Here is a 23,231-nt window from a genome sequence, read left to right on the forward strand (position 1 = left end):
CGTATGAAAGGATTAGAAACCTACTTTCAAACCTATGTTAAATACTCGCGTCAAAGGATAGTTAGGGCGGTCGCTCTGACGAGATTCCGGATCACCCCACATAAAGTTCGTGAACGTCAGCAGATTGTAACCGTTCACATAGAGACGGCAGTTGTTTACCTTTATTTTTTTCAAGAAGGGGAAATCCATGTTATAACCGATTTCCACATTCTTCAAGCGCAAGTAGCTGGCATTAACCAAATACAGGTCGCTCTGGGCATAGTTATTGTTGGCATGACTGCTCGATGCACGCGGAAACTTAGCCGTAAACGAATCGGCCGAAGAACGCCAAGTATTTTCATATTGATAGAGCAGCAAACCCTTTTGGTTGGTATCACCCAACGGACGACGGAATTCGCTTAACATACGATCCACATTCCAAGCACCGGTCCATTGCATAGAGAAGTCGAACTTGCCCCAAGCAAATCCTGCTGTCAGACCGGCTGTATATTCTGGTATATCGGTAAAACCGATATCGCGGGTAGCATCGTTACCATCCAACTTGCCGTCACCGTTCAGGTCGACGTACACTGCATCACCAGGAGCCAACGTAATACCATGGTCGGCAATGGGACGGCCAAACTCCTCCTGATAGCGGGCATCGGCAGTCTCATCGTAGAATCCCCAGAATTTATACATCAAACGAGAATTAATACGTCGGCCTGTTTCGTACAACCAAGGTTCATTCTGTTTCACCTCGTTCATATAAACAATCTTATTAGTAGCATATGACATATTGAAAGTTGCCCAGTAACGAAAATCCTCACTCAACTGGTCATTCCATTTCAACTGCAATTCGTAACCTTTGTTTTCCACCTCACCTACATTGACGGGAGGAAGCACCATACCCAAAATACCGGGCAAGTAATCGGGCTTGGTCAGAATATCTTTACGGTGTTCGATAAAATAGTCTACCGAAACACTCAGGCGGTCTTTCAGAATATTGAAATCGATACCGTAGTTCTGTTTCAGCGAGGTCTCCCATTTAGACTCCGGATTGGTTTGAGAAGCTTCCCAAGCACCCGGTTTCTTATTCCCTACATTCTGGCCGAAATAATATCCGTCATACTGACCAAATCCGTATTTGCCAGGTAAATAAATGAAACGTTCCGAACCGTTCTTATCGTTACCTACCAAACCTAATGATGCACGTACTTTCAGATAGCCGACAACATCCTTCAAAGGTTCAAAGAAAGGTTCTTCGCTGATTACCCATCCTAACGAACCGGCTGGGAACAGACCATATCGGTTACCCGGAGCAAAGTTTTCAGAACCGTTGTACCCCACGTTGAACTCGGCCATATAACGAGTCTTCCAGTCGTAGGTCACACGTCCTACAAAACCAACGTAACCCGAAGGTATGTAGTTATAAACACCACCCGGATAGTATTTCTTCGACTGATTGTAAAGAGCCAGAGCCGAAACGTTGTGATCGCCAAACTTACGGTTATAATTCAAAGCCAACTCCATGTACCAGTCACGAGCCTTCCCAAAGTCTCCGTCGCTATAACTCAACTGGCTGTCCGATCCTGATTTGCGGAAAGAAATAGAACCGTCGTCAGCCACAATCGGAGTATAGCTGGCTACCGAAGCATACGATCTTTTTACATTAGAGTATGCCGAATTATAAGAACCTTTCAACTTGACAGAAAGTCCTTTTGTAATGAAATCCAGTTTTTGGTCGAGTACCAAGTCGACGTTCAACACATTGTTGGTTTTTACACGGGCACCTTTGCCATAATAAGAAGCCAAACCATCGGTCCCCGTAAACGGCAGGTAATCGCCGTTCGACTTGATATACATGCCATTCACAATACCTGCACTGGCAAAAGGAACAGCCCAATACAACTTACGGAACAACTGGTTCTGGTCTTCGTCCGACTCGGGCGTGCGTTTCACTTCCACACGACCACCGATGTTTACCGAAAGCAACGTCGTCTTTGTAATGTCAAAGTCCAGGTTGGCACGATAGTTGTAACGCTTGTAATCAAAGTTAAAGTCATCGGCTGCCTTGAACTGCTTGAACATACCGTTCTGCGAGAACATACCAGCTGAAACGAAATATCGCATCTTGTCCGTACCACCCGAAATGTTCACATTGTGCTGCGACTGGATAGAAGCTTTGTTCATACAGTAATCAATCCAGTTGATATCCGGATAAAGAATCGGATTGGTATGATCGCGGAAAGCGGCAAGCTGCTCGTCAGTAAATATCTGCGAACCACCGTCGTTAATGCTCATCATATTGTAATAATCGGCATACTGATAAGAATTGGCAAAGTCCAAATCCTTTGTACGGACATTTACACCTACCGAAGTCGAAAATGAAATCTTAGCCTTACCTTCGGCACCGCGTTTGGTCGTAATCAAGATAACACCGTTGGCACCGCGTACACCGAACACGGCTGTTGCCGAAGCATCTTTCAACACTGTCACACTTTCAATTTCATTCGGGTCAATCTGAGACATGTCACGTTCCACGCCGTCCACCTGAATCAGCGGCGTTGTAGAAGCACCATCGGCATATGTTGCAATACCACGTACATAAACCTCTGCCGCATCGGCACCCGGCTCACCGGAATATTGTACAGAAGATACACCTGTCACCTGACCGGAAAGAATATTGTTCACCGATCCGGCCGGCGTCTTCAGCAAATCGTCACCCTTCATTGAAGAAATGGCACCGGTCACAGATACTTTCTTCTGCACACCGTAGGCCACAACCTCTACTTCGCCAAGCATCTGCGAATCTTCTTCAAGCACAATGTTCAATGTAGCGCCAGCTTTCTTCAAAGTCACCACCTGATCTTTGTAACCGATAAAGCTAATCTTCAACTTACTTCCTGCAGGAACATCAAGCGTAAACTTACCATCCAAATCGGTAATCACACCCACCGTCGTACCTACAGCCATTACGTTGGCACCAATCACAGGTTCACCATTGATATCCTTCACTACACCCGTCACTCTCACCGTACCCTGCTGCACCGTCTCCGGCATAGGTCTATCCTCTGCATATCCTTTTATCGGAGCCGAGAGGAAAAGGCACAATAAAATTGCGGCTGGAAGCAATCGGCGAACGTTAGGATTTCGCCATCCTGAGAAGTTTTCTTGCTTTTCCATTAGCAATAATTTTAAGATTAAACATGTATTATTAAAAAAAATGAATTTGTTTGCGTTTCTTCACAATCGAATTCAGCTACAAAAATATTCCTACCCTATGCAAAAAACCTTCTGAAAGGGTCCAAAGAGGTTGAATTTAGTTCCATGAAACAATATTCAACAAGAAATGAAACATTATTCAACATGTAGATATATTCCTTTTTACTTAAACAATGTTACAAAACATATAAATTAAGAATTGAACGAAATGCAGTCGAAAAATGCAAGATAAATGCTCCTCCGTTTCAAAATCCAACCGGAGAAGTCCAACCGCACAGAAAGTGATTGACGGATGTTTCACCGGCTACTGCTCTGTTCGGCAGCAAGTTTCCTGGTGAAGTTTCACCGTAAATCGTTCGATATAAACACATTACGTTGAAAGATAAGCATCCGGTACACACTGTATGCGGGAAAACGGTGAAACATCCGTAAAGTCTCAGCTTTCACCGTATGCCACTGTATATCAACAATTAAAGGATAGGGGTGAAAGCGTGAAGGCTATTTCCGGAATTCTGTTCACCATCTGCGAAGGTTTCACCTGACTATAGTCTGCCTACAATCCATCAGTACAATTCTAAAGTATCACTTTACGAGCATCAAGTAGTACATGGTGAACGTAAACACCTACGTTAGCTGGAGCGCATAACAAGTAATGCTCGAAACCTTAACAAACAATGTCACGAAAGGTAACAAGCAATGTCCGCGAGCGACACAAGCACGGCTCACGAGCAACACAAGTGTGGCTCGCGAACAACACTTGCACGGCTCGCAAGCCATGCAAGTGACGAACAAGCAAGATTATTCCTCGATTACTCCGCCTCCCTGCGTGAAGCGTTCCATATACTCGGTGGGCTGCATACCAATTTCTTTCTTGAAACTGCTGCTGAAATAGCGTGGGTCGTTGTAACCCACAGCATAAGCCAAATCGGAAATTCGGATGTTTTTCTTTTCTTCCATGATGCGGCAGGCAGCCTTCATGCGGATATTACGGACAAACGATACGTAAGTCTGTCCTGTAAGCGACTTCAACTTGCGGAAACAGGTAGACTTGCTGGTGTGCATCTCTTCCAAGAAGTCCGACTGATCGAAGTCGGCATCGGCCAGATGGCGGTTCACGCAGTCGATGGCCCGTTGCAGGAAGTCTTCGTCGATGCTTGTATAGTCCAAGTCCTTTACTTCGAACACCAATTGCTTCTTGAAGTCCATGCTGCGCCGCTCGCGTGTACGGAGCAGGTTACTGATACGGGCATGCAGCACACTCAGGCTGAAAGGCTTGGAAATAAAGGCATCGGCTCCCGATTCGTAAGCCTCTACCCGGTCTTCTTCCTTATTCTTTGCCGTAAGCAGGATGATAGGAATATGCGAAGTCTCAAAATGCCCCTTGATATAGCGACACAACTCGATACCGTCCATTTCGGGCATCATGACGTCGGATACAATCAGGTCTACTTCTCTGTTGCCCACTATCTCAACAGCTTCCTTACCGTTGGCAGCCGTACAGATGTTATAATCGGTACCCAACAGCTTCGTCATCAGTTGCAGCAAGTCCTCACTGTCTTCCACAATCAGCAACGTACGGCGTACGGCAGGCGACAGAGGTTCCGTTTCCTCCTCAGCAGCCGTTTCGGAAGCGTCTGGCTCTACGATATCAGTCTGAGGCGTTACTTCCTGACGCTCTGTATCTTCCGACAGCGAATCATCTATTTCTTCTTCGGCATAAGCATCTCGCCGTGCAGGGAAAGTTACGATAAAGGCAGTTCCTTTTCCCTCCTCACTCTCTACCTCGATGGTTCCGTGATGCAGCACAACCAAGTCGCGTACCAACGACAAACCAATACCAGTACCAATGGTCTTGAACTTCCGGTAGTCACCCTCATAAAAGCGTTTGAAAAGTTCCTTCTGCGCATCTTTCGGGATACCTGCCCCGTCGTCCTTTACAATGAGGCACACTGTATCGTCTGTCCGGCCTTCCAGCGTTACACTGACGGTGCCGCCGGGACGATTGTACTTTGAAGCATTCGAAAAGAGGTTATAAAGAATCTTGTCCAGCTTGTCCGGGTCGAAATAGACCGACATTGGCTCGGGCGAGCAGGACAAACTGAAGTGCATATCCTTACGCGACATCAAAGGCCGGAAGCTGTCAAGGCTCCGACGTACAAACAAAGCCAGATCGGCACGCGAAACCTTCAGTTTCAGGTTACCGCTCTCAGCCTTACGGAACTCCAGTATCTGTTGCAACAGCCTTATCAGACGATTAATGTTGTTGTTCATCACGCGATACTGGTCCTTGTATTCGGGCGCTACACGCTTCAGTTCGTCCACCGAAGCCGAAAGAATGGTCAACGGTGTAAGCAACTCATGAGTGATGTTGGTGAAGAACTGCAACTTGGCATGGTTCACTTCTTCGACCTTGGCCTTTTCCATTTCGCGCAGATGGAGCGCGTTGCGCAGGCGGATGCGGTTGCGTACCTGCCTATATGTGCCATATGCAGCAGCAACTATCAGCAAGACATACAGGGTGTAAGCCCACCACGTCTCCCAAGGCGGAGGCAATATCACAACTTTCATCCGATAGGGTTCCTTGCTCCAAACACCGTTTGAATTGGAAGCTTTCAGAAGAAACGTGTAAGTACCCGGTTCCAGATTGTTATAATAAGCGAAACGTTTGGAAGCATCGGTATACTGCCAGTCATCATCGAATCCTTCGAGCTTGTAGGCATAGTTGTTCCGCTGGGGGGAAGCATAGTCTAGCGCCGAGAACTCGATACTGAAGTTGTTGTGCTGGTAGTCCAGTCTGATTTCTTCGGCAAAACTCGGCGAAAGAGGAGAGATGTCCGTGCGTTCCGCATCGGGCAACAACTTCCACGACTGGTTATAGACTTTAATGTCCGTTACCTTCACTGCCGGAGGTGGCACCTGCACCTCCAGACTGTCTGGATAGAAACTGTTATAACCCTGGTGTCCGCCGAAAAACATTTCTCCGTTACCGGCCACCGTCACGGCTCCCCGCAGGAAGATGTTATCCTGCAAGCCGTCTATCGTAGTATAAAGACGGAAAGAAGCATTATCTTTCAGATTGTCAGGAACCGTAAGTCGGACAAGCCCGGCATTCGTCCCCAACCAAAGGTTGCCTTCCTGATCGTCCCTGATGCTGGCAACAGCATCGCCCGGAAGATTCCATCGGGCATGCATCGGTAAAAAAGAATCGCTTTCCTTGTCATAATAGTTAAGTCCGCTGCCTCCCGTACCGGCCCAAAGGCGCCCGTGTGCGTCACGATGCAGACAGTCTACATAATCATTGTTCAGTTTATGATTGCGGGAAGAATAGGCCTGTAACTTCCATTCGCCGGACGAAGCATCACAATGCAGCCTGATGACCCCATGCGTACCCGAAGCTACCCAGATGTCACCGTCGCTCCCCTCTACCACACCCAATGTCACAACACTACGCATAGCGTCATTCTCCACCATAAGCGAATCGAAGCGGACCGCCTTTCCGTCGGCCCGGCGCATGGATACACCGTTGCGGGTAGAGAACCACAGATTGTGCTTGGAATCTTCGTAAACATGATAGACACAATGTCCGGCCAGCCAAGGCGCTTCCTGCGGAGAATAATGCTTTATATGCCATTGTTCCAGCCCCTTTTTCTCTATTTCGTAGGCACCATCGTCGTAGGCAGCAAGCCAGATGTGCCCGTCGAGCGAGCTCTGCATAATGGACATCACTGTAGTAATATCGCGATACCCATGCGTATCCGGCAATTGGGTATAATAAACGGTTTTCCCGATATTACGGTCCTTGACGGCCAACCCATAGGATCCCATCCCCAACCACAAGCAGTTATCACGATCGATCAGCATGCTGCGTACCGAAGTGGTTTTCATCACACGCTTCAACTCCTGCAATCCATCCCATACGAAATCTGCTTTGCGGGTATTGGCCTTGGTGATGCCGCCACCAATCATCCCCATCCACATCAGTCCCTGGCGGTCGCACAGCACCGACGTCACTTCATCGCTGGCAATGGAGTATTCGGAATCGTCCGGATAGTAATTGCTGAAAACTTCACGGCCGGTATAGTCGCCTCCATGCAGAGACAGCACACTCAGCCCACGTCGGGTACCTACCCAAAGTGATCCGGTATTGATATCTTCGGCTATGCTATAGATAATGTCGTCCGAAATAGCAGTCGGATCGGCCGGATTGCTCCGATAGGTGACCCATGTTGTACGAGTCGGCTCGTAAGCGTCTTTCAGCAACATCAATCCGCCACGCCACGTACCCACCCAGATATTCTTATAACTGTCCTGAAACAAGACGTGCGCCGAATTCTGTTCGTTCAGGCGCGGATAAGCAAAATACTTGCCTGTAGCAGTCTCGTAGCGATAAAGACCACGATCCCAAGTCCCAATCCAGATATCCCCTCTGTCGTCTTCGAGCAACGCTTTTACCGTAGTTTTCGGCATCACATTAGCGGTTTCCGGATAACCGAAAGAACGGAAAGTATTTGCTTTTTCATCATATTCGTACAGTCCCCAGTCTGTTGCAAACAGAATGCGTCCTTTTTTCGTTACCAGAATCTGCGGAATCGTATTTCCGTTCATTTCAGGATTGTTTATCTTACTCATCTGCCCCGTACGCTTATCCAGCACGTTCAGTCCGCTATACGTACCGATCCAGAGATTGTGCTTATTGTCTTCGGCCACACAAAGGATATTGTTACTGGTCAGCAGATCGGGATTGGCGAAATTGGATTTGTAAGCTACGATGGAGTAACCATCGTACTGAAACAAACCGTTCCGCGTTGCAATCCACAGATAACCGTCACGGTCCTGATAAATGGACTGTACTTCCTTGTTTGGCAAAGTGTTCAGGATGAAAGATAACTCAAAAGACAAAGGAGCCCTTACAGGCTCGGCTGCCCGGCACATAAAGGGAATAAGAAACCAGAAAAGAATGAGGATGAATCGGTGAAGCATTTTCTGTCTCCTTAAATTATTGTTATTCTCATGTATGGCGCAAATGTACATAAAAAAAATGAATACCTAAAACTGTCGCTCCAAAGATGCAGGAGAATAAAGTCGGAAAAATCGTTATTTTTTCCCTAACTTTGTCCCATAAATCAATAAAATACTCATCATGGCCGGCATCTACATACATATCCCGTTCTGCAAGACGCGATGCGTCTACTGCGACTTCTACTCCACCACCCAAAGCCAACTGAAGAAACGCTACATCCGGGCCCTGTGTCAGGAACTGCGCTCGCGAAAGGAGTACCTGAAAGGCGAACCGGTGCGAACCGTCTACTTTGGCGGCGGAACTCCCTCGCAACTCAACGAAGAAGACTTTGCCCTTGTATTCGAAACCCTCGAAGAAGTATACGGGCTGGGAGCCTGCGAAGAGACAACCCTCGAAGCCAACCCCGACGATCTGACTGACGACTATGTCGCCATGCTGCACGACCGGCTCCCCTTCAACCGCATCAGCATGGGCATACAGACGTTCGACGACGAAATGCTGCGTCTGCTGAACCGCCGCCACAACGCCAGCCAGGCCATTGAAGCCGTCGGACGCTGCCGGCGGGCAGGATTCGGAAACATCAGCATCGACCTCATCTACGGGTTGCCGGGCGAGACGGACCGCCGCTGGCAAGACGATCTGCAACAGGCTGTAGCTCTGGACGTGGAACACATCTCGGCCTACCACCTGACCTACGAAGAAGGTACACCGCTGTACGACATGCTACAGGCTCACCGCGTCAGCCAGGTGGACGAGGACAGCAGCCTGCGTTTCTTCTCTGCCCTGACAGATACACTGGGCAAAGCGGGATACGTGCACTACGAAATATCCAACTTCTGCAAACCCGGCCGGCACTCGCGCCACAACACTTCCTACTGGCAAGGCATTCCCTATCTGGGTTGTGGCCCGTCGGCTCACTCGTTCGACGGCGTCGGCCGCGAATGGAACGTATCGTCGCTGACGCAGTATATTGAAGGCATGGAAAGCGGCAACCGTCCGTTCGAAACGGAATACCGCGACACCGCCACCCGCTACAACGAGTGCGTCATGACCGCACTACGCACCATGTGGGGCATTCCGATGGAGCAGTTACGGCAGGAATACGGCGAAAAGCTGTACCGATATTGCCTCGACATGGCCGCTCCCTACCTGACTGACGGCAAGCTGGAACTGAAAGACGGCTTTCTGCGGCTGACGCGTCGGGGCATCTTCGTTTCGGACGGCATCATGAGCGACCTGATGTATGTGGACGACTGAATCCTGTTTTTCGTCGTCACCCTGGACTCCGCACACGCCACACGCATTTTCCGAACGGACAGTTGCCCGATGTTCGCAAAAACAATTACCTTTGCGTCCGAACCAACCAACCGACCATGACCGAACAGGAAGTCAGACGCTATTTGAGACAGATGAAGGAAGAAGACTCCGAACGAGCCTTCAAGGGCTTCTACGACCTGACTTACGACCGCCTGTTCCGCATAGCCTACTACTATGTCCGCGACGAAGACGCCGCACAGGAGATAGTGCTCGACGTCTTCATGCGCCTGTGGCAGATGCGCGACCGCCTGCCCGCAGTGAACAGCATCGAAGACTACTGCTTCATCCTCACCAAGAACGCCTCGCTCAACTATCTGGAGCGTGAAAACCGGCAAAGCCCCTTGCCTGCCGAACACCTGCCCGAACCGGCCGACACAGCCTCATCGCCCGAAGAAACACTGATCAGCGAAGAACTTTTTGCCCGCTACGTCAAGGCATTGGACCGCCTGCCTCAGCGTTGCCGCGAAGTCTTTATCCGCATCCGCGAAGAGCGGCAAAGCTATGCACAAGTGGCCGAGGCATTGGGCATCAGCGTAAAGACAGTGGACGCACAACTGCAAAAAGCCACCACCCGCCTCAGAAAGATGCTGTTGCCCGACGAAGGCGATGAATAATACGCTAAATTAACTTTTATTACCACATCTCCAGTAGGGGATTTCCTGACAACTCACGTCTTTATAGCAAACAAGCTTACGGGGGCTTTGAGCCGTGCAAGTGTGGCTCGTGAGCCGTACAAGTGTCGAACGCGAGCCGTACAAGTGTTGCTCGCGAGCCGTGCAAGTGTCTCTCAAAGGCCCCGTAATCAAGCGAAAAGATATTTAATAACAAGCAGATAAACAGCTATTTAGATAAAACCAGAAGAGGAGTCAGATTGCTCCGATTCGCCTGACTATACATTTAATGTTTCTTTTACATATTTATAAACAACATGAAAACAATCTGCCAACTGACTACCGGAGCCATGTTGCTCCTGTCCGTGCTTGCCTCGTGCAGCAAAGACTCCAAGTATCCACACGATTACATCGGATTCGAAAAGCATAGCTTCGACTATGCCTTCGACCCGGGAAGGAGCAGCGAAGAACTGGATGTGAAAATCATCGCCGCCGACAAGAAAGATCAGGACCGCGAAGTGACAATCGAGGGCGTAACGCCTCCCGGCAAGAAACCCGTATTCAGCATCCCCGAAAAGAAGGTGGTGATTCGTGCCAAAAAGAAGTCGGCCAACGTACGCATCAAAATCTATCCCGAACGGATAGGCAAGCAAGGCACCCTGCGGCTGGTATGTACTCCGAAAGACAAAGAGGTGAAAAGTACGCAACTGATGATAAAACTGAAACCCAAAGGAAAGAAATGACAGAAGGAAAGGAAACGCCCCGACCGAAAGGGAACAGGCAGAGAAAAAACGGCTTTTTAAGATAAACGAAAAAAAATTCGCTCCGACAGTAGGGAATCCGGACGCAACCACTGTCTTTATAAGCAAAAAGAAAAAACAAGATGAAAGACCCGTTTGATAATCTGCTCGACCGTCTGGCCCGCTCCACCCGCTCGCCCCGGGGAAAGTATTCGGCCGAAAACAGCTGGAAGATTCTGGAAGACAGAATCTTCGCACACGCACACCGGCAACGCCGTTTCCGCCTTTGGCTGACGGGCGCTGCAGCCACTGTCCTGCTCTGCATAGCCGGATGGACGGCCTACGAAGCACTGCGCCCCGTGCCCATGCAGACGTTCTCTACCCTGGCCGAAGTACGCAACCTGGCGCTGCCCGACGGCACGGAAGTGACGCTGAACCGGTATTCGTCGCTCACCTGCCCCAAACGCTTCGAACACGACCGGCGCGATGTACGCCTGCAGGGTGAAGCCTATTTCGAGGTAAGTAAGGATGCCCGACGCCCCTTCACCGTGGAAGCTGGCGGAATGGAAGTGCAGGTATTGGGTACTCATTTCAATGTGGAAGCCTATCCCGCTGATACCGAGGTAAGGACTACCCTGCTCGAAGGTTCCGTAGCTGTCAGCACCGACCACGGCAAGAAGCGCCTGTTACTGCAACCCAACGAAGCAGCCGTCTACAACCGCCATACCGGATTATTACGGCAGGAAGCCACTCCGGCGGCCGACGACGAGATAGCCTGGAGCCGCGGACTCTTCCTCTTCCGCCAACAGACGTTGCAGGAGATCGCACGACAGCTATCCAACGCCTTCCGCACACCCATCCGCATCGAAGGTGCGCAACTGGCTACTTATCGCCTCACTGCCACCTTCAGCAGCGGTGAAAGTCTGACGGAGATACTCGACGTGTTGCAGCAGGCTGGCCATTTCGGCTACCGTGACGAAAGCGGAACCATCGTCATCAGCCCCCGACAGACAAAAACCATCGAAAAACAATAATACATGAACATATATACAAAAACCAAACACTATGATTCAATCTAATTTCTTTCAACACCACCACATCAGAGCCTTGCTTCTGATGTGTGTGGTTCTGCTAAGCGTCCGGATGCAGGCACAAAGCTCCAATGCCCGACTCACCATGGAAATACGCAACGCCACTCTGGAAAGTCTGGTAAAACGACTGGAAAACTCCACCGGATTCACCTTCGTCTACGGCGAGGAAGTACGGCTGAACAGCCGCATCAGTCTGCAAGTAAAGCAGCTCACCATCAGCGAACTGCTGGAACAGGCCTTCCGCGACCAGCCTGTGGAATTCTCCATCAACGGAAAGCACATCGTACTGCGCAAGCGCGAAATGCCCAAGAAGAAGGAACGCCGCCGATTCACCATCAGCGGTTGCGTCACCGAGCAGGGGTCGGCAGAGACCCTCATCGGTGCCAACGTCACCGAAGGCCGATATGCCACCGGCACCTCGTCCAACACCTTCGGCCTCTACTCGCTGACCCTCCCCGAAGGAGAGGTCAGCTTGACGTTTTCCTACCTTGGCTTCCGGCCGCAACAAAGCCGCTTTGTTCTGACACGCGATACGGTCATCAACATACAGCTGGCCGGCAACGTCGAGTTGCAGGAAGTGGTCATCACCTCGCAACGCAAAGAAGCCGGCATCCAGTCTGCCAACACGGGTTCGCACGACATCCCCATCACACAGATACGCCACACGCCCTCCATCCTTGGCGAAGCCGACGTGCTGAAGACGCTGCAACTGATGCCGGGCGTACAGGCTGGTATGGAGGGATTTGCCGGCATGTATGTGCGTGGCGGTACGCCCGACCAGAACTTGGTAATGCTGGACGGCATCCCCGTCTACAACGCCGACCACCTGATGGGTGTCTTCTCGGTATTCACTCCCGAAGCCGTAAAGAATGTCAGCCTCTTCAAGAGCAGTTTTCCTGCGCGCTACGGCGGCCGTCTGTCGTCCATTGTCGATGTGCGCACCAACGACGGCGACCTGCACCAGTATCACGGTTCGCTGAGTATCGGCTCGCTGACAGACAAACTGCACCTCGAAGGCCCTATCCGCAAAGGCAAGACTTCCTTCTCGCTGAGCGGACGATTCATGCCCACCGCACTGATTCCCAATGCAGTAAACACATCCGAGTCATATGGTACTCACATTTCCACCGATAAATACAACTATTACTTCTACGACCTGAATGCCAAACTGAATCACAAGTTCAACGACCGCAGCCGCCTCTTCTTAGGCTTTTACCGCGGCAAAGACCATTACCACTATTACAACGACGACAAGCCGACTGACTATTCATCCTCTCCGCAGCAATATTACACCAGCAAAGCCCGCCTGAACTGGGGTAACCTCATCGGCTATGCCCGCTGGAACTATGTATTCAGTCCCAAGCTCTTTGGCAACGCCACCGTAGCGTACAACCAATACCGCATGACCCTACAAGAAGATACCGAAAACCGTAAAATACAGAACGGCAACACATTGGAACACCAAATCTATACATCAAAATTCCACTCGGGCATACGCGACTGGAGTGCTCGTATGGATTTCGACTATACGCCCTCTACAAGCCACCGCGTACGGTTCGGCTCCGAATTTATCCACCACCTGTTCAGTCCCGGTGTCTCCACCGCACACGAAGGGAACTACGGAACTTCCACCACACCGGCAGACACCACCTACCGAACCAGCATCAATCAGGCACAACGGGGTTTCGAACTCTCCCTTTATGCCGAAGACGACTGGGAACTGTCCGGCCGGCTCAGCCTGAACTGGGGAGGACGCCTGACCCTCTTCCACACACAGGGTAAGAGCTATCTGTCGGCACAGCCCCGCCTCTCCCTGCGCTACGACCTGGGCAATGGGCTGGCAGCCAAAGCCTCGTATGCCCACATGGCACAATACGTACATCTGCTCTCGTCCACTCCCCTCTCTATGCCTACTGACTTGTGGGTACCCATCACCCGCAACATACGCCCCATGTACTCCAATCAATATGCTGCCGGACTCTACTACGACGGGCTGTCGGGTTGGGAGTTCTCCGTAGAAGGCTACTACAAACAAATGCGCCATATTCTGGAGTATCAGGACGGCGTTTCCTTCTTCGGCAATTCCACCTATTGGGAAGAGAAAGTAGAGATGGGCGAAGGACGCTGTTACGGATTGGAAGTGATGGCACAGCGTACGGTGGGTAAAACAACCGGCTGGATTTCGTACACCCTCTCCAAAAGCGAACGCCGTTTCAAAGACGGTAGCATCAGCCAGGGACAATGGTTCCCGCACAAGTACGACCGCCGTCACAGTGTGAACCTCTGCCTGAACCACAAGTTCAGCGACCGCATCGATGTAGGTGCTTCGTGGATATTCTACACCGGAGGCTACATGACTGTACCCGAACGGCAAACCATCGTCATCAAACCCGACGGTAGTATCGGTCAGGAAAACTACATTTCTCACCGGAACAACTATCAGCTTCCTCCCACCCACCGGCTGAACGTCGGCATCAACTTCAACAGGAAGACCAAACACGGTATGCGTACGTGGAACATCAGCATTTACAACCTTTACAATGCCATGAATCCCAACGTCGTATATACCAAACAAGAAAATATCTACGAAAATTTTGCTCCCGGAGAGATCATCACACAGCATACCAAAACCACTATCAAGAAGCTGACCATTCTGCCCTTGATTCCCTCGGTGACCTATACATACAGATTCTAACTCCTAAACATGAAAGATATGAAACACATTCCCTGCATATTGCAAATTATTCTGGTTACCTGCATCGCACTGACTGCATGTACCAACGAAATCCCCTACAACGAACAGGCTCGGGAACCTCAACTGATACTGAACGCCCAACTCACTGCCGGCGCAAAAGAGAACTATGCCTACCTGCACCTCAGCGAAGGCAACCGTATCGGACGGGTGACACAAGGCAGTCTTACCTTATATATTAATGGAAAAGCTGTGGAAACACCCGAAGAGATTTCGCCCGAAGAACTGTGCAGCGACCTGAAAGGGACGATAGACGACGAACAGTTCGAGCAACTGCTACGTAATATCCACTTCAAGAAGTTCCGTATCACCTCCGAACTGCACCCGGGCGATCACATCCGCTTGGAGGCAATAGCCGAAAACGGAACTTACCATGCAAGCGCAGAAACCACCGTTCCCCAACCCATCGAAAGCCTGCAAGTGGATACAGCCCTGGCCTATCTGCGCGAGTATGCAGGAGATGTACTTTACCGCCAGTATAAAATCACTCTGAAAGACCTGCCCGGCGAAAAAAGCTACTACCGGCTGGACATCAGCCACGAACTACAGCAATTGGTGACATACTGGACCTATCGTTACGACGCAGGAGGAAATCTCGTAAAAGAACAACGCGACACCTTGCTAACCTCCGTCCCGATGCCCAAGATTATCAACCGCGAAGACATCATCCTGACCGATGGCCATCCCCACAACTACAACGACGAGGAGAATGAACTGTTTCCCACCACGAGAAACAAATACAACCTGTTTACCGACAATCGTTTTCCCGATGCATCGGCCACCTTGAAAGTCTATACGCCTACTTACCATACCGAACCGCCATACTTCCTCAACTACATCGACTACCACAACAGCCAGACCATTACCGTCAGCATCTATAGCCTTACCGAAGAACAATACCGCTACCAGAAGGCTCTGAACACACTCGATGACGAAAATTACGAAGAAGTTCTGATGGAACCCGTCAGCATCCCCACCAACGTTACGGGTGGACTGGGATTCGTCGGTGCCGATTCGCGCACACAGTTCGTCCTGCACATTCCCTGACAAGTATCAGGATGGTCTGACAAAAAGCCTAAAGAAGCAATACGGACATAGGATATTTCGGTAAAAAGGCCTACTTTTGTGCCCTCAATCTACTGAAACAAGAAATTATGTTTGTACTGATCATTATTGCACTCATGCTGGGCGGTGTAGGAACGGGCTATCTGTTGCGCCGCTGCAACACACGCCCTGTGGGCCGCATCATTACCATATTGATATGGTTGTTACTCTTCCTGCTGGGCACGGAAGTGGGAGGCAACCCGGACATCATCAACGGCCTGGGCACGTTGGGAGTAGAAGCACTGCTCATCACCCTGTTTGCCGTACTAGGCAGCAGTCTGGCAGCCTGGGGATTGTGGAACTACATCTGCCGGAAAGGAGGTAACGCAAAGTCATGAAAGGTAGTCTCATCATCATCGCCTTCTTCGTACTGGGCATTGTCTGCGGACACCAACACCTGCTGCCCGACAGCCTGAACGTAGCCGATCTCAGTTTCTACGCCCTCTGCGCACTGATGTTCTTTGTAGGTATCAGCGTGGGGTGCGACCCTAAAACCTTGCTGAGCTTCCGACAACTGAATCCACGTTTTGCCCTGCTACCGCTGATGACCATCGGCGGCACGCTGGCCGGATGCCTTGTCGTCTCGCTACTGCTGCCCCACCGCAGCGCGGCTGACTGCTGTGCCATCGGTTCGGGCTTTGGATACTATTCGCTTTCCAGCATCATTATCACCGAATACAAAGGTCCTGCCATGGGCACCATCGCCCTGTTGAGCAACATTATGCGCGAAATAATCGCCCTGCTTGCCGCTCCATTGCTGGTACGCTGGTTCGGTAAACTGGCTCCCATTGCCGTAGGAGGTGCCACAACCATGGACACTACACTGCCCATCATCACCCGATACAGCGGAAAGGAACTGGTAGTGGTATCTATATTCCATGGTTGCCTGACAGATTTCTCCGTAACCTTCCTTGTCACTTTATTCTGTTCATTATAGACAAACCTACTTTTGTCTTTTTGTAAGCAAAACACTGATATACGTCATCCATTAATGTTAAACAGCCTATAATATTACGTTCTTATTACAAAATACACGAAAAACAGTACGTTTTCACACACCGAAATTGATATAAGTCAAAAAAGAAGTGCTTTCCATACACTTTCTTTTTCATTTGTTTTTGTGTTATAAAACATGTCCATATATTTGCATCGGTAAAAAGAAAGACTAAGCGCTTAGAGTTTTTCAATAGGTATTAGGACAAGAGTTTTTAGGATAACAAAGTTTTTAGGATTAACATTTAAAAAAGTAGGTATTATGAAACGTTTTGGATTAACATTAGTGGCAGCATTCTGCTTGGCAGCTACAACTTTTGCAGCAGGCAATCAACCGACAACGGAAAAGAAGTGGGAAGGTTCCATCAATGTAAATACATTGAGCAAATACCTGAAGTTGACTCAAAGCCAGCATGAAAAAGTGGCAGACATTTGCAAATATTTCAAAAAGCAGATGACATTGGCCAACGAAGTAGCAGAAGATCAGGATGAAATGAGACGTAAAGCTGTTCAAGCCAACCTGAAACTGATGAAGGAAACTTTGGATGAAAAGCAATACGAAGAGTATGCAAAGGTTCTGAACACTACGTTGGAAAACAAAGGTATCGAAGTGAAGTAACACTTCACTCCGATAATTAAGGATGAAACTGATTTAACAATTCAAATAAAAAAGGCATCGGAGAGCAATTCTCCGGTGCCTTTTCTGATTAACGCCGCCACCATGATGGCAACGCAATCGTTCTAACCAGTCATATATTTACCTACATGTGTAGACAGAGCTACTTTCACAAGCAAAATCTGTCTTGCAGTTCTTTTTTGTATTTCTTCGAGACGAGCAGTTCGTCCACCTTGTCGAAAGGTGGATAAAGCAGACATTTACTGTCTTTTATAATCATCAGATAATCAATATTAATGATGTACGATTGATGTATCTGCACAAAACAGGGCGAATACTGGATAATCTGCTCGGCTGTCATTCCACGGCGCAATACAAGAGGTGGCTGCTGACTCAATATCACTTCCCACTGCTTACGCTCGGAACAGTAACGGAAAAAACCGATCTCGGCCGGACGCAATGCACGCATATCGTTTGTCGGAGTGAACACAATGAATGTCTGCCCGGCATGCAACGGAGTTCCTGCATACGGCACAATCCGGCTGTCCGCCTCTTTCTGACGTACAAACCTTTCCAGAATATCTTGAAGGTCCTGTTCTTCGAACGGTTTCAGCAAATAGTCGAAAGCCGACTCACGAATGGCCTGTATCATGTACTTGTCGTAAGCCGTATAAAAGACAACTTTCATATTCTAGGAAATCGAATCGCGTATGTCCTGTAGCAGTTCCATCCCTGTCATATCGGGCATCTCTACATCCAGGAACAACAGGTCGGGGCGTACTTTGGTGATGACCTTCTTTCCCTGCTTCCCGTTTCGGGCCACTCCCTCCACCTGGAAGCGGGTATCTTTGCGCAGGCTGAAGTCCAGATTCTCCAATGAAACGTCGTCATCGTCCACTATTACCACTCTAAATCTCTCCATAGCTTTCGTCGTTTTGTTGGGCGAATATAAATATTATATTTATTTCACACAAAAGCGCAAACGAAGAATGTGGACTATCCGGACGTTTATCGAGATTATCCAATCGAAAAACGTTACTAAGAAGACATTCTTAAATCGTATAGTCGTACTTGTCGGGAAGCAGGAAAGCGACTTCGCACCCTGTCTCACCACTGTCGAGAAGGACATTGTGCACCGAAACGTCGATTGTTTCTTTGTTCTTCATGTTCAGAATCTGAATGGTCTGCATGATGACTTTCATACCGGTGCCCGTCCCCCGATTACGACTGTTCGGACGGTAACCTCCACCGTTGTCAGTCACTTTGATACTGATGGCACTTGCCGTACGCATTACAGTTATCCACAGTCGGCGTTCGCCTTCCTTGCCGCGCAAAGCATGCTTCACGGCGTTCTCTACGGGAATCTGTATCAGCATGGAAGGGAGCATGACCTGTTCGGGATGCACATCGGGAGCCAAACTGATTTCGGGATAGAAAGCATCGCCCAGCGAACGGCACTCCAGATCGATGTAAGTACGCACAAAGTCCAACTCTTCGGACAGGGTAACGCACAACTGCTCGGCCAATTCCAGATTGCGGCGCATCAGCTTGACCAGCGAAGCCAGTTCGTGCTTCTCTTCCTCCTTGCGTCCGGCCATCTCCTGATTGAGCACATTGAAGATGAAATGAGGCGAAAGCCGGTTGCGGATGTTCTCCAGACGAAGGGTAGAAACGGTACGACGACTTTCGACAAGCAGCAGGGCACGCTTCTTCTTGCTGTACATATAAATAAAGACCATCACGAGGAAAGCCACTCCGCACAAGGCAATCCAGATGATACGGGTCTGCCTTAGTTCGAGCACTTCGTTTTCCTTAGCCTGAATGAGCACTTTCTGCGACATCAGTGTAGAGTCCTGCTGATAGCGCAGGGCAAGGTCGGCTGTACGCATCTTGACGTGTTCGTTGCGGATGGAGTCGTCCAGTTCACGGTTTTTCTTCAGGTAATCGTAGGCCTTATGATAGTTCTGGGTCTGCTCGAAATAGCGTTGCAGATTGCGATTGCGCACATGAATCAGGTCGGGGTAGACGTCGGGCGAAGTGACGCTCGAAGCCAGCACCCGGCGGGCGCCTTCCAAATCTTTCCGCAACAAGCAGAGGCCCATCTTCTGTGTATCGATAGCGTAAAGAGCGGCAGGCATTCCGTATTCCTTGAAAAAAGGCTCGCACAAGTTGATATAAAGGGCTGCCGAATCGGGCTGTTGCAACGAAATGAAGCAATCGGCCAGGTTCAGCCACGTCAGGTTACGTTCGAACACCATTTCAGGATATTCCGTCGTCAGGTCTATCACGCGGCGGAAGTAGGTAAGGGCTGTTTCGTAATCGCCTCTGTAGTAATAGGATGTGCCGCGGTTGTTCAGGTAGAAGTGTTTCTCGGTAGGTCGCATCTCGTCGAAATACCTGGCTGCCAGATTGTAGTAATGATCGCACTGTTCGAAGTCGCGCAGCCATACATAGATCTGCCCCAATCCGTAATAAATGGGATATTTCTGCGAGTCGGGAAGTTGAAGCGAATCGCACAGCAACAGAGCACGACGATACCAGGCCGCTCCCACGTCCAGCTTGCCTTGCTGGTTGCAGGCATCGGCCAGATTGATGAGGATGTCGGGCACACTTTCCTTATGGTTGCTCTGCATACGGAGCTCGTAAGCGCGATGGTAGCAAGCTGCTGCCGAGTCCATATAACCTGTACGCACGTAGATGTTGCCTTTACTGTTGGCGCAGTCACTTGCCAGGTCGGCCAGTTGCGGCGAAGAAGGCTGACGGCTGATGAAGTCTTCGATTTGTCGTACCACCAGCCGTGCCGAGTCCATCTCGGAAGTAACCAGATAGGTTTTCAGCGCCATTGCCAGATAATTGTACCACGTCAGACTGTCGTGCGATGCCTGCATACCCTGCACTGCCTTTGCCCGCACTTCGTAAGGATGAGTCGAAACAGAATCGCCATTCAAAGCCGAAAAGCGTTCGAACGTCCGCAGTTCGGAAGGCTGTTCTTCTTTCTCCCTGGAAGCACAGGCTGCCAGTGCCAGCAGGCAAAGCAGCAAAACGATATGGTACAAGCGTTTTATCATCTAATGGTCACCATTGTAGCACCGAATCCGTATTCCTGAAACGAAGCATCCTGCGCCTTACAGGAGGAATATTTGCGCTTCAGTTCGTCCAAAATAGCTTTGCGCAACACGCCGTCGCCCTTGCCGTGGATGAAGACGATGCGCTGTTCACGCTTGTTCTTATACTGTTCCATCACCTCACGGAACTTGTCGAGCTGGTAGTTCAGCATCTCACCGTTCGACATGCCGCGCGTGTCGTCCAGCAGTTCGCCGATGTGCAAGTCCACCTCTACGATGCCATTCTTTCCGCCTTGCTTGGCTGCGGGCTGGTGTTTTTTGGGGGCATCGGCCGAACGTTTCTGCATCAGAGCTTCCTGAAGATCTTCGGCCGACACGTACACCTGACGGGCAGGTTGGTCGTTGCGCACCACGTCGTACATCAGGGCAGGCGTTTCGAAGAAGTCGGTAGGCTGGAAAGTATGCAGTTTGTAGAACTTCACCACATCGATACGCAGTTCCACACTGACTGCGGGCTTCAGCTGGAAGGAGCGACGGTCCTTGAAAGCCACGAGCTGCACGGCCACGCGTTCCAGGTCGTTGAGCGACGACTTTTCGAACTCTTCGAGCAGCAACTTGGTATTAGGCTCTATCAGTCCATGCTGGCGCACTGTCCATGCCTTTCCTTCAGCACCCAAGTAGGTGTAGTACAGGTAATAGTTACTATCATTCACCAGATAACTCTCGAACGGAGTAGTGCTGACAGCCTTGATGTCTTCGGGCACAAAAGCCAGATAGACGTTCAGCACATCGCCGCCTTTCATCTCCGGCTGGCGGTAAACTGATATTTCGGGCTTTTCTACCCGATGCAGAGGCTGCTCGTAAGCCTGCTGCGACGCAGCGGGACGGGCGGGCTGCTCCTCGGCTTTCTTCCGTTCGGCCTTGGCAGCTTTCGAAGCGGGCGTGGGCACGTTGTAGTCGTCGGTCTCAATCACCACCACTTCGCGTATGTGCATCGGGATGTCGAATCCGTCAGCATCTTCTACCAGTACAATGTCTTTACCTTGAAATCCGGTGACCTTTCCGCCACCAACTTCGCTCAGAAAGCGAACTTTATCTCCTATTTTTATCATGTCTTTTCTGTTTAGTCATTCGGTTTCCTTGTGGCAAAGATAGTGAAAGGTGAGCGCAGAGACAAATGAAAACCAAAGTTTTCAATATGGCTATGCCGAACCGCATCCTATCTTATCTAAAGATACGTAAATATCACTAAAATGGCACGAGATACCCCCAAGACAAATGTTTCTGCAAAGGAATGTCCTTAAAAGCCATACGTCACCGCCTTGTTACAACCCAGTCCGCTGTTTCTATCCTGCACAATCGTTCTATCCACGCAGGAAGTTACATCTCGCGCGCCGGGATATACATCCCACGTGCTGAGATATGAATCCCGCGTGCTGAGATATACATCCCGGCGCGCGAGATATAAAGAAAGTAAAAGAAAAAAGGATTCATCGGACGGTGAAGACACATCTAGCAGCTGAGAGAATAGTAGGTTAGGACATAATGGGAGGCAGAAATAAACAAGGGATGACGTTTCACAACGCCATCCCTTTACCTTTTCAAAACCTCATCTTCTTTTCTTTTCACGCTTCAAAGAAAAGAAAACGTAACTTTAGGAGAGAGTCTGCTATTTTCTTACCCATACAATGTCTGTCACCGCCCATCCGGTTCCCGTAGGAGTTCCTTGCTCGTCGGTGATACTATAATAGAATCCGTCCACATGCTGTCCTGCCCAGGTTCCGTTGTCCTGGAATGTAAGCGTCATAAGTCCTGTCTCCTGATTGAAAGCAACCGGGGCTACATATTCAATTTTCGTATCCCACGACAGTCTTCCGGCCTTATCGTATGCACACAGTACGATGTTCCGTTTGGCATCGTAAGCTCCCAACACCTGATTGAAGCGGATGACGAACTTACCGTTTTCGTAACTGATTTTATAAGGACCATCAAAAATACTTCCTTTGGGATACACGTTATACACCAACGGAGTTGCCGATTCTTCCAGCCGGCATGTGCCGTATGATTGCTGCACACCATCTACCGAACGGAAGCAATCGAATTCACCCTCCATGTTGAACTGCGAATATGTGTATTGCATCTTGTATACCTTCCCGGCACTGACAGTCAGTGTTGCAGAACGGGTTCCCGTAGGAGATCCCGGGGGAAAATCGGCTATATTGACCGTCAGTTGTTCACCTTCCAGTTGATAAGTCAGCCAATCGGCCGAACTTTCAATCTGAATTTCATTAGCCGATTTTAGATGAAATGTCAACTGTTCTCCATTCTTACCCAAAGCTCGGCCTTCAATGTCCGAAATAGGAACATCTCCCATCTGATAGATGGCAACTTGAGTACTTCCCGATGCTGACTGAAGAGAGATGACGGCCGTCCGGCTCGACTCACTCTGATTGGGAGCAACTTTCAACTGAATCACATTCCCACTGGCAGTAGCCTGACACCAGTTGACAGAACTGGTTGCAGTAACAGGATCTGCGGAATTCACTTCGATCGTTCCTTCTCCGCCGAAGCAGTCGTAAGAAACATCGGACTTCACAACTTTCAAAGTGGCTTGTACTGTTTCATCGTCGTCGGAGCATCCTACAAATCCGATGCAACATGCCATTAACAACAAAGTATATATTTTCTTTATCATACGTTTTTCAGTTATTTGGTTTACCA

Annotated in this window: 14 protein-coding genes and 1 pseudogene; 9 read left to right on the top strand and 6 right to left on the bottom strand. The window is 49.6% G+C overall.

Annotation, left to right across the window (positions count from 1 at the left end; genetic code table 11):
* Positions 1–12: 12 nt before the first annotated feature.
* The gene (locus tag BQ5591_RS18935; protein ID WP_071150512.1) at positions 13–3,162 is read right to left on the bottom strand and encodes a SusC/RagA family TonB-linked outer membrane protein; all 3,150 of its coding nucleotides are present in this window, start codon (positions 3,160–3,162) and stop codon (positions 13–15) included.
* Positions 3,163–3,999: 837 nt separating this feature from the next.
* Positions 4,000–8,181: a two-component regulator propeller domain-containing protein gene (locus BQ5591_RS18940; protein ID WP_071150513.1), complete on the bottom strand. Its 4,182-nt coding sequence runs from the start codon at positions 8,179–8,181 to the stop codon at positions 4,000–4,002.
* A gap of 160 nt (positions 8,182–8,341) precedes the next feature.
* Between BQ5591_RS18940 and hemW the strand changes: the two genes are divergently transcribed.
* From hemW to BQ5591_RS18985, 9 genes are all read left to right on the top strand, one after another.
* Positions 8,342–9,478, top strand: coding sequence for a radical SAM family heme chaperone HemW (hemW, locus tag BQ5591_RS18945; RefSeq protein WP_071150514.1), 1,137 nt, complete (start codon positions 8,342–8,344; stop codon positions 9,476–9,478).
* A gap of 116 nt (positions 9,479–9,594) precedes the next feature.
* Positions 9,595–10,152, top strand: coding sequence for an RNA polymerase sigma-70 factor (locus tag BQ5591_RS18950; protein ID WP_071150515.1), 558 nt, complete (start codon positions 9,595–9,597; stop codon positions 10,150–10,152).
* 314 nt (positions 10,153–10,466) lie between these two features.
* The gene (locus BQ5591_RS18955) at positions 10,467–10,892 is read left to right on the top strand and encodes a hypothetical protein (protein ID WP_022162094.1); all 426 of its coding nucleotides are present in this window, start codon (positions 10,467–10,469) and stop codon (positions 10,890–10,892) included.
* Positions 10,893–11,032: 140 nt separating this feature from the next.
* Positions 11,033–11,923: a FecR family protein gene (locus BQ5591_RS18960; RefSeq protein WP_071150516.1), complete on the top strand. Its 891-nt coding sequence runs from the start codon at positions 11,033–11,035 to the stop codon at positions 11,921–11,923.
* 31 nt (positions 11,924–11,954) lie between these two features.
* Entirely contained in the window at positions 11,955–14,675 is a 2,721-nt protein-coding gene (locus BQ5591_RS18965) for a TonB-dependent receptor domain-containing protein (RefSeq protein ID WP_394331814.1), read from the top strand.
* Positions 14,676–14,693: 18 nt separating this feature from the next.
* Entirely contained in the window at positions 14,694–15,779 is a 1,086-nt protein-coding gene (locus tag BQ5591_RS18970) for a DUF4249 domain-containing protein (protein ID WP_071150518.1), read from the top strand.
* A gap of 107 nt (positions 15,780–15,886) precedes the next feature.
* Positions 15,887–16,174 carry a LysO family transporter gene (locus BQ5591_RS18975; RefSeq protein WP_071150519.1) on the top strand — a complete coding sequence of 96 codons (288 nt, stop codon included), beginning with the start codon at positions 15,887–15,889 and terminating at the stop codon, positions 16,172–16,174.
* On the top strand, positions 16,171–16,773 hold the full coding sequence (locus tag BQ5591_RS18980; protein ID WP_071150520.1) for a LysO family transporter: 603 nt from the start codon (positions 16,171–16,173) through the stop codon (positions 16,771–16,773). Before BQ5591_RS18975 ends, BQ5591_RS18980 begins: the two co-directional genes overlap by 4 nt.
* 318 nt (positions 16,774–17,091) lie before the next feature.
* Positions 17,092–17,448, top strand: coding sequence for a hypothetical protein (locus BQ5591_RS18985; RefSeq protein ID WP_022163785.1), 357 nt, complete (start codon positions 17,092–17,094; stop codon positions 17,446–17,448).
* 166 nt (positions 17,449–17,614) lie between these two features.
* Here the strand turns inward: BQ5591_RS18985 and BQ5591_RS18990 are convergent.
* The 4 genes and pseudogenes from BQ5591_RS18990 to BQ5591_RS19005 form a co-directional block, all read right to left on the bottom strand.
* Positions 17,615–18,367: pseudogene (locus tag BQ5591_RS18990) on the bottom strand (LytR/AlgR family response regulator transcription factor).
* 130 nt (positions 18,368–18,497) lie between these two features.
* The gene (locus BQ5591_RS18995) at positions 18,498–20,513 is read right to left on the bottom strand and encodes a tetratricopeptide repeat-containing sensor histidine kinase (RefSeq protein ID WP_071150521.1); all 2,016 of its coding nucleotides are present in this window, start codon (positions 20,511–20,513) and stop codon (positions 18,498–18,500) included.
* Entirely contained in the window at positions 20,510–21,619 is a 1,110-nt protein-coding gene (locus BQ5591_RS19000; RefSeq protein ID WP_071150839.1) for a DUF2027 domain-containing protein, read from the bottom strand. The genes BQ5591_RS18995 and BQ5591_RS19000 overlap by 4 nt, the downstream gene beginning before the upstream one ends.
* A 560-nt stretch (positions 21,620–22,179) precedes the next feature.
* Entirely contained in the window at positions 22,180–23,205 is a 1,026-nt protein-coding gene (locus BQ5591_RS19005) for a BACON domain-containing protein (protein ID WP_159434521.1), read from the bottom strand.
* Positions 23,206–23,231: the final 26 nt, after the last annotated feature.

Origin of the sequence: Bacteroides ndongoniae (assembly GCF_900108345.1) — a bacterium.
Taxonomy (GTDB): domain Bacteria; phylum Bacteroidota; class Bacteroidia; order Bacteroidales; family Bacteroidaceae; genus Bacteroides; species Bacteroides ndongoniae.

Coding starts and splice junctions, on each gene's coding strand:
- BQ5591_RS18985 (WP_022163785.1), top strand. CDS start 17,092: ATGAAACGTTTTGGATTAACATTAGTGGCAGCATTCTGCTTGGCAGCT.
- BQ5591_RS18975 (WP_071150519.1), top strand. CDS start 15,887: ATGTTTGTACTGATCATTATTGCACTCATGCTGGGCGGTGTAGGAACG.
- BQ5591_RS19005 (WP_159434521.1), bottom strand. CDS start 23,205: ATGATAAAGAAAATATATACTTTGTTGTTAATGGCATGTTGCATCGGA.
- BQ5591_RS18960 (WP_071150516.1), top strand. CDS start 11,033: ATGAAAGACCCGTTTGATAATCTGCTCGACCGTCTGGCCCGCTCCACC.
- BQ5591_RS18965 (WP_394331814.1), top strand. CDS start 11,955: ATGATTCAATCTAATTTCTTTCAACACCACCACATCAGAGCCTTGCTT.
- BQ5591_RS18935 (WP_071150512.1), bottom strand. CDS start 3,162: ATGGAAAAGCAAGAAAACTTCTCAGGATGGCGAAATCCTAACGTTCGC.
- BQ5591_RS18940 (WP_071150513.1), bottom strand. CDS start 8,181: ATGCTTCACCGATTCATCCTCATTCTTTTCTGGTTTCTTATTCCCTTT.
- BQ5591_RS18955 (WP_022162094.1), top strand. CDS start 10,467: ATGAAAACAATCTGCCAACTGACTACCGGAGCCATGTTGCTCCTGTCC.
- BQ5591_RS18995 (WP_071150521.1), bottom strand. CDS start 20,513: ATGATAAAACGCTTGTACCATATCGTTTTGCTGCTTTGCCTGCTGGCA.
- BQ5591_RS18950 (WP_071150515.1), top strand. CDS start 9,595: ATGACCGAACAGGAAGTCAGACGCTATTTGAGACAGATGAAGGAAGAA.
- BQ5591_RS18980 (WP_071150520.1), top strand. CDS start 16,171: ATGAAAGGTAGTCTCATCATCATCGCCTTCTTCGTACTGGGCATTGTC.
- BQ5591_RS18970 (WP_071150518.1), top strand. CDS start 14,694: ATGAAACACATTCCCTGCATATTGCAAATTATTCTGGTTACCTGCATC.
- hemW (WP_071150514.1), top strand. CDS start 8,342: ATGGCCGGCATCTACATACATATCCCGTTCTGCAAGACGCGATGCGTC.